The 4369-nt window shown below is 44.3% G+C and carries 5 protein-coding genes; 4 read left to right on the top strand and 1 reads right to left on the bottom strand.

The window, feature by feature from the left end; translation table 11 throughout:
- The first annotated feature begins 88 nt into the window (after positions 1–88).
- Positions 89–838 (top strand): succinate dehydrogenase iron-sulfur subunit, encoded by a 750-nt coding sequence (locus ABY436_RS19225; protein WP_372740540.1) that lies wholly within the window; start codon positions 89–91, stop codon positions 836–838.
- A gap of 104 nt (positions 839–942) precedes the next feature.
- Positions 943–1281 carry a DUF1971 domain-containing protein gene (locus ABY436_RS19220; protein ID WP_372740539.1) on the top strand — a complete coding sequence of 113 codons (339 nt, stop codon included), beginning with the start codon at positions 943–945 and terminating at the stop codon, positions 1279–1281.
- A gap of 115 nt (positions 1282–1396) precedes the next feature.
- On the opposite strand, the gene ABY436_RS19215 is transcribed toward ABY436_RS19220, so the two are convergent.
- Positions 1397–1834, bottom strand: a complete 438-nt coding sequence (locus ABY436_RS19215) for an Rrf2 family transcriptional regulator (protein ID WP_372740538.1) — start codon at positions 1832–1834, stop codon at positions 1397–1399.
- Between the two features lie 250 nt (positions 1835–2084).
- Here ABY436_RS19215 and sufB point away from each other — a divergent pair, with 250 nt between their 5' ends.
- The gene (gene sufB, locus ABY436_RS19210) at positions 2085–3524 is read left to right on the top strand and encodes a Fe-S cluster assembly protein SufB (RefSeq protein WP_372740537.1); all 1440 of its coding nucleotides are present in this window, start codon (positions 2085–2087) and stop codon (positions 3522–3524) included.
- A 32-nt stretch (positions 3525–3556) separates the two neighbouring features.
- A complete protein-coding gene (gene sufC / locus ABY436_RS19205; RefSeq protein WP_372740536.1) occupies positions 3557–4309 on the top strand; it encodes a Fe-S cluster assembly ATPase SufC in 753 nt (250 codons plus the stop codon).
- The last annotated feature ends 60 nt before the right edge of the window (positions 4310–4369 follow it).

The raw sequence follows: 4369 nt of genomic DNA, 5'->3' as shown, positions 1-4369 counted from the left end.
GGATCTTCTGCTGAGCATGCTAAGGAAATGGATCGCATGTTCGTTTTTAAGGCATAAAAGCGTGTAATAAGTGCGGGAGGTAGGTGTTATGAAGGTGAGTATTTATAGATATAACCCTGAGCAAGACAGTGCCCCATATATGCAGGATTTCACGCTGGAGCTAAAACCGGGTGAGGATATGATGGTCCTTGATGTTCTGGAGCGGTTAAAGCAGAAAGATTCTACGCTCGCTTATAGAAGAAGTTGCAGGGAAGGCGTCTGTGGCTCTGACGGTATGAGCATTAATGGTATGAACACACTGGCATGTATCACCAGAGTGTCAGCTGTATTGAATGGCGGAGAATTGCCCTCCGGTCATCATTTTAAGCCTGTAACAGGTGATGTGGATTTAGTATTGAGGCCTTTACCCGGGCTACCTGTGATCAGAGACCTCGTCGTTGATATGGCATCATTCTGGAAACAGCACGAGCAAATAAAACCGTGGCTAATCAACGAGCAGGCCGCTCCTGCCATTGAGCGCCTTCAGTCACCTGAAGAAAGAGCAGAGCTGGATGGATACTACGAATGCATTTTATGTGGGTGTTGTACCTCCGCCTGTCCTTCGTGGTGGTGGAACCCTGATAAGTTTATTGGCCCGTCCGGATTATTAAATGCATATCGTTTCCTGATTGACTCAAGAGATACGGCAACAGATGAGCGATTAGCGGCATTGGACGATCCTTTTAGCGTATTTCGCTGTCGGGGAATAATGAACTGTGTCGTCTTCTGCCCGAAACAGTTAAAGCCGAGAGTCGCTATCGGGAAAATTCAAAGAATGTTGATTGATCGAGGGACGTAAAGGTTAGCTGAATCACTGCAAAGAGAGCGCTGTCTGAACACCAGCAGCAAGCATTATCTTTTCGTTCTATGTATGAAAGTATTTTAACTATATGAGGTGACACTATGACACATCAACGTATTCCTAAAGACTGGACAGTGCAACGCTCGACTCCGTTTTTTACGAAAGACAACGTCCCTAATGCGCTATTGACGCATCATAACACTGCCGAAGGTGTTTTCGGTCAGTTATGTGTGATGGAGGGGACTGTGACTTATTATGGATTTGCTGATAGTGAGGCCACAGAACCTGAGGTAAAAGTAGTTATCCCAGCGGGGGAGTTTGCTACGAGTCCTCCTCTATACTGGCATAGAGTAGAGCTAAGTGATGATGCGCAATTTAATATTAACTTCTGGTCAGCACAGTCCAAGGAAGGGCAGCCATTATTCAATGCTAAAAAGTAGGTTTCACTCGCAATAATATAAAGTGTGAGTGGAGTTGTGCGTAGTATCGATGCCCTGGCAGCTAAAGATCGTTAAGCTTCAGGAGTCTGTCGGACAGACTCCCGGGGCATCTCTCTTACTTACTGGAATATATGGCCATTAGTGGAATCAGCTTCTGTTTGTTACGCATAAGATCAGCGAGGGTGTAGGTTGCCATGGCGTCAAGAAACGCTTTCATTGCAATCGATAACGCTGTTTTCAGTTCACAGCATGGAACGAGTTGGCAGTTTGATGTAAAACAATCAACACCATCGAGGTGTTGTTCCATCTTTTCAATCACCTGGCCTATATTTATATCGTCAGGTTCTCTTTCCAATCGAATACCACCGTTTTTACCGCGTAGCGTTTCGACGTATCCCAGCTTTTTTAACTGCCCGACAACTTTGACCATATGGTTTTGTGAAACGCCATACACTTTGGCAACCTGTTCTACGCTACTGAGTTCTTGGGGGGGCAGGCTAGCTAAGTACATCAGCGTACGTAACCCATAATCAGTAAAAGAAGTGATTCTCATATTAAAATTTCCTAACGGTTATTTCTAACTATTTCCCTAAGTTTTTTCTTAACGGTTTTTCTAATATTTCCGCTACTTCGCATCAATCAACAAGATGCTATTTGAGTAACATAATTATACTTTTTTAAATATGCATTTGAAATACCATAAATTACGCATTATAATATGCATATGAAATACATATTATTGTATAAGATCTCTGAGAAGCATTTTTTCTTGAGATGAAGGCAATTACGAGAGGTAGAGAACAATGTCTGAACAAGCGCTTAACCACATCATTAACAATGAATACGCTGCTGGATTTGTTACTGACATTGAGTCCGATACGCTGCCAGCAGGGTTGGATGAAGATGTGATTGCCTTCATTTCAGCAAAAAAAGATGAGCCGGAGTGGTTGTTACAGTGGCGAATCAACGCGTATCGGGAGTGGTTGAAAATGGCTGCACCTGATTGGGCACATGTTAATTTTCCAAAGATAGATTTCGATGCAATTTCTTACTACTCATCACCCAAAGGCATGTCAGATGGGCCTAAAAGTTTAGAAGAAGTTGATCCGCAGCTATTGGCTACTTACGCAAAGCTGGGTATTCCGTTGCACGAACAGGAAGCGCTGGCAGGTGTTGCCGTTGATGCTGTTTTTGACTCGGTTTCCATTGCAACAACCTTCAGAAGTAAGTTAGCTGAGGCCGGTGTTATTTTTTGTTCAATATCGGAAGCAGTGAAGCAATACCCAGAGTTAGTGAAGAAGTATCTGGGAACGGTGGTGTCCCAAGCTGATAACTTTTATGCGGCGTTGAACAGTGCCGTATTTAGTGATGGAACGTTTGTTTACATTCCCAAAGGCGTGCGTTGCCCAATTGAGCTTTCTACCTATTTCAGGATTAATGAAGCAAAAACGGGGCAGTTCGAAAGAACGCTTATTATCGCGGATGAGGGAAGCTATGTCAGTTATCTGGAAGGGTGTACCGCCCCGATGCGGGATGAAAATCAGCTGCATGCGGCGGTCGTTGAATTAGTTGCACGCAACGATTCTGAAATCAAATATTCAACCGTACAGAACTGGTATCCGGGTGATGCCTCAGGAAAAGGTGGCATATATAACTTTGTCACCAAACGAGGATTGGCGCATAAAAATGCACACATATCATGGACACAAGTGGAAACGGGCTCAGCCATCACCTGGAAATACCCGAGTGTTATTTTATTGGGCGATAACAGTATTGGTGAGTTTTATTCAGTGGCATTAACGAACAATTATCAGCAGGCGGATACCGGAAGCAAAATGATTCATATCGGCAAGAATACGAAGTCGACAATCATCTCCAAAGGTATTTCAGCCGGTAAAAGTTCGAACGCCTACCGTGGGCTGGTCAAAGTCATCCCGCGGGCGAGTGGTGCACGAAATTATACTCAGTGTGATTCATTATTAATAGGTGATACCTGCGCTGCCCATACGTTCCCATATATTGAAAGCAGTAACTCTACGGCAGTCATTGAGCATGAAGCTACCACATCAAAGGTGAGTGATGATCAGTTGTATCTTTGTCAGCAGCGGGGACTTGCTGCAGAAAAAGCGGTTTCTATGATTGTTAATGGCTTTTGCAAAGAAGTGTTTAAGGAGTTGCCTATGGAGTTCGCTGTTGAAGCAGGAAAACTATTGGAAGTGAGTCTTGAAGGCTCTGTGGGCTGATTAATTATTTCCGTTTTTCAGGAGCATATATCATGCTGATAATTAAAAATTTACACGCAAGCGTTGATGGAAAACCGATCCTAAAAGGGCTGGATCTTGAAATTAAACCCGGTGAAGTTCACGCCATTATGGGCCCCAATGGTTCCGGTAAAAGTACCTTGGGACACGTTCTTGCCGGGCGGCCCGGATATGAAATTACAGGAGGAAGTATTTTCTTTAAGGAGGAAAACCTGATTGAAATGGAAACTGAGCAGCGGGCTAGAAATGGGCTTTTCTTAGCCTTTCAGTACCCTGTTGAGATTCCGGGAGTGAGTAATATGGAGTTCTTGAAAGCCGCTTCTGACGCTTTACAAGAACATAAAGGAGAGCAACCCATGGATTCGGTTTCTTTCCTTCGACAGGCACGAGAAATGTATAAACAGATGGGTCTTGATCCTGGCTTCCTGAAGCGGGGGGTCAATGAAGGTTTTTCTGGCGGTGAAAAGAAGCGTAACGAATTGATTCAGATGCTTATGTTGCAGCCCGCTTTGGCGATTCTGGATGAAACAGATTCGGGGCTGGATATCGATGCGCTTCAGGTTGTAGCCGAAGCCGTGAACTCGCTTCGGTCTTGTGATCGTAGCATCGTGATGATAACGCATTACCAGCGATTGCTGGACTATATTAAGCCAGATTTTGTGCATGTACTGTCAGATGGAAAGATCGTGCGGTCAGGCGATAAATCTTTAGCTCTTGAACTAGAAGAGAAGGGCTATGGTGGATCAGTGAGGTGGAATAATGTTTGATTATATTGGACACACATTGCAAAACCCGCTCCCTGTTAGTTCGGGTTGGCTCGAACGTCT

The organism is Neptunomonas sp., assembly GCF_041601355.1.
Classification (GTDB): Bacteria; Pseudomonadota; Gammaproteobacteria; order Pseudomonadales; family Balneatricaceae; genus Neptunomonas.
The sequence above is the reverse complement of the archived record's forward strand: the minus strand, read 5'-3'. Positions and strand labels throughout refer to the sequence as shown.

Bases quoted from the DNA above. Each gene is read 5' to 3' on its own strand.
- ABY436_RS19225 (WP_372740540.1), top strand. From the start codon at position 89: ATGAAGGTGAGTATTTATAGATATAACCCTGAGCAAGACAGTGCCCCA.
- ABY436_RS19220 (WP_372740539.1), top strand. From the start codon at position 943: ATGACACATCAACGTATTCCTAAAGACTGGACAGTGCAACGCTCGACT.
- ABY436_RS19215 (WP_372740538.1), bottom strand. From the start codon at position 1,834: ATGAGAATCACTTCTTTTACTGATTATGGGTTACGTACGCTGATGTAC.
- sufB (WP_372740537.1), top strand. From the start codon at position 2,085: ATGTCTGAACAAGCGCTTAACCACATCATTAACAATGAATACGCTGCT.
- sufC (WP_372740536.1), top strand. From the start codon at position 3,557: ATGCTGATAATTAAAAATTTACACGCAAGCGTTGATGGAAAACCGATC.